The 2,910-nt window shown below is 54.0% G+C and carries 1 tRNA gene and 2 rRNA genes; all 3 read left to right on the forward strand.

The window, feature by feature from the left end:
• Positions 1-211 precede the first annotated feature (211 nt).
• A 16S ribosomal RNA gene (locus EI28_RS12250) occupies positions 212-1,678 on the forward strand.
• Between the two features lie 67 nt (positions 1,679-1,745).
• Positions 1,746-1,818 (forward strand) — tRNA-Ala (locus tag EI28_RS12255).
• Between the two features lie 129 nt (positions 1,819-1,947).
• Positions 1,948-2,910: ribosomal RNA gene (locus EI28_RS14515) — 23S ribosomal RNA — on the forward strand; the annotation flags it as partial.

A 2,910-nucleotide genomic window follows, 5' to 3' on the forward strand; every position in this document is an offset into this window, starting at 1 on the left:
AAAAGGACGTGAAGATTCGAGAGCATTCTCGAATCCGATGCAGGAAACACATGTTTAAATACTTGTAAAATAAACATTGTTTTCCTGTTGATGGGGAATCAACGTGACCGCGCCGTGACGCGGGTTGGTTCTGACGTTGGCATTGGCAATGCGGAAATTTGTTCAGTAACCGCTAATTCCTCCCAAGTTTAGTAGTGTGCATTACTTCCAAATTCTGGTTGATCCTGCCAGAGGTCACTGCTATCGGGGTTCGATTAAGCCATGCGAGTCGAGAGGGTTCGGCCCTCGGCGTACTGCTCAGTAACACGTGGATAACCTGCCCTAAGGAAGGGGATAACCCCGGGAAACTGGGGATAATACCCTATAGGTTACAGATGCTGGAATGCTCTGTAACTCAAAGTTCCGGCGCCTTAGGATGGATCTGCGGCCGATTAGGTTGTTGTTGGGGTAACGGCCCAACAAGCCAGTAATCGGTACGGGTTGTGGGAGCAAGAGCCCGGAGTTGGATTCTGAGACACGAATCCAGGCCCTACGGGGCGCAGCAGGCGCGAAAACTTTACAATGCGGGCAACCGTGATAAGGGAACCTCGAGTGCCTGTATATGCAGGCTGTCCAGGTGTCTAAAAAACACCTGAAGAAAGGGCCGGGCAAGACCGGTGCCAGCCGCCGCGGTAATACCGGCGGCTCGAGTGGTGGCCACTTTTATTGGGCTTAAAGCGTTCGTAGCTGGGTTGTTAAGTCTCTTGGGAAATCCGGCGGCTCAACCGTCGGGCGTCTAAGAGATACTGGCAGTCTTGGAACCGGGAGAGGTGAGGGGTACTTCGGGGGTAGGAGTGAAATCCTGTAATCCTTGAGGGACCACCTGTGGCGAAGGCGCCTCACCAGAACGGCTTCGACAGTGAGGGACGAAAGCTGGGGGAGCAAACCGGATTAGATACCCGGGTAGTCCCAGCCGTAAACGATGTGCGTTAGGTGTATCGACGACCACGAGTCGTCGAGGTGCCGAAGGGAAACCGTGAAACGTACCGCCTGGGAAGTACGGTCGCAAGGCTGAAACTTAAAGGAATTGGCGGGGGAGCACCACAACAGGTGGAGCCTGCGGTTTAATTGGACTCAACGCCGGGAATCTCACCGGATAGGACAGCAGAATGATTGCCGGGCTGAAGACTCTGCATGACTAGCTGAGAGGAGGTGCATGGCCGTCGTCAGTTCGTACTGTGAAGCATCCTGTTAAGTCAGGCAACGAGCGAGACCCACGCCAACAGTTGCCAGCATGATCTCCGGATTGATGGGGACACTGTTGGGACCGCCTCTGCTAAAGAGGAGGAAGGAATGGGCAACGGTAGGTCAGCATGCCCCGAATTATCCGGGCTACACGCGGGCTACAATGGGCAGGACAATGGGTATCGACACCGAAAGGTGGAGGCAATCTCCTAAACCTGTCCGTAGTTCGGATTGTGGGCTGTAACTCGCCCACATGAAGCTGGAATCTGTAGTAATCGCGTTTCAAAATAACGCGGTGAATGTGTCCCTGCTCCTTGCACACACCGCCCGTCAAACCACCCGAGTGGGGTTTGGATGAGGCTGCGGTCGTTGCCGCAGTCGAATCTAGGTTCCGCAAGGGGGGTTAAGTCGTAACAAGGTAGCCGTAGGGGAATCTGCGGCTGGATCACCTCCTAAAGAAATTACTTGGGTTAAGCGGTTGCTGAACAAAACGTAAAATTGCCGATGTCAGCGAGTGATTCGGGCTCATAGCTCAGTTGGAAGAGCGCCGCCTTTGCGAGGCGGAGGCCGGGGGTTCAAATCCCCCTGAGTCCACTAGGCCGGACAGGCGAAACCAGTCCGGTCTATAATGCACCCGGAGATGCGAATCACCGGGGAAGGGCTGAAGGTCTTTGACCTGAGGAGGCTGTGTATAGGTGCGTACTCTGGACGTCAAATGAGTTCAGCGGAATGGCGATATGCCTATCAGTGGATGGCTCGGTTCGAGTGCCGAAGAAGGGCGTGCCAAGCTGCGATAAGCTCCGGGAAGACGCATGGAGTCTACGATCCGGAGATTCCCTAATGGGACATCCCAACACTTCGGTGTTGATCCGTAAGGATCGGGAACCCCCCGAATTGAAACATCTTAGTAGGGGGAGGAAAAGAAATCAACCGAGATGTCGTTAGTAGAGGCGATCGAACACGACAGAGTTCAAACTGAATCCCGCAAGGGAGATGTGGTGTAGTAAGCCTACCGTCTGGATACCAAGGTCAAACGGAAATCCTCTGGAATGGGGTGCCAAAGAGGGTGATAGCCCCGTACGTGCAAGCCGAGGTATCCTGGTAGTGTCTTGAGTACCGCGGGTCGGAATTCTCGCGGGAATCTGGGGGTCATCAACCTCCAAAACTAAATACTACTCGAAACCGATAGCGTATTAGTAGCGTGAGCGAAGGCTGAAAAGTAACCCTTGAAAGGTGGTTAAAAGCGCCTGAAACTGATAGGTGATAGTGAGTTACGGCGCGAAAGGATCTTCCACGTGAAGGAACCCGTCGCGAGGCGGTAGTACGGGCGTGGTTGCCGGTGTCGTAACGTACGTTTTGAAGAACGGGCCAGAGAGTTTATTCTGTAGGCGAAGGTTAACCCAAAAGGGGAGCCGAAGGGAAACCAACAGGTCCGTAGCCTTCGGGCATGGGACGGCGTATTAAAAGTGCGTGGAGTCTGCAGGATAAGACCCGAAGCCCAGCGATCTATGCGTGGGCAGGTTGAAGCGTGCCGAAAGGCGCGTGGAGGACCGCAAGCGGTTTTGATATGCAAATCATTCGTGTGACCTGCGTATAGGAGTGAAAGATTAATCGAGCTGGGCATCCGCTGGTTCCTCTCGAAACATGCCGTAGCATGACCTGGCTGGAGATAGACGGTGAGGTAGA

Origin of the sequence: Methanoculleus sp. MH98A, from assembly GCF_000691865.1 — an archaeon.
Taxonomy (GTDB): Archaea; Halobacteriota; Methanomicrobia; order Methanomicrobiales; family Methanoculleaceae; genus Methanoculleus.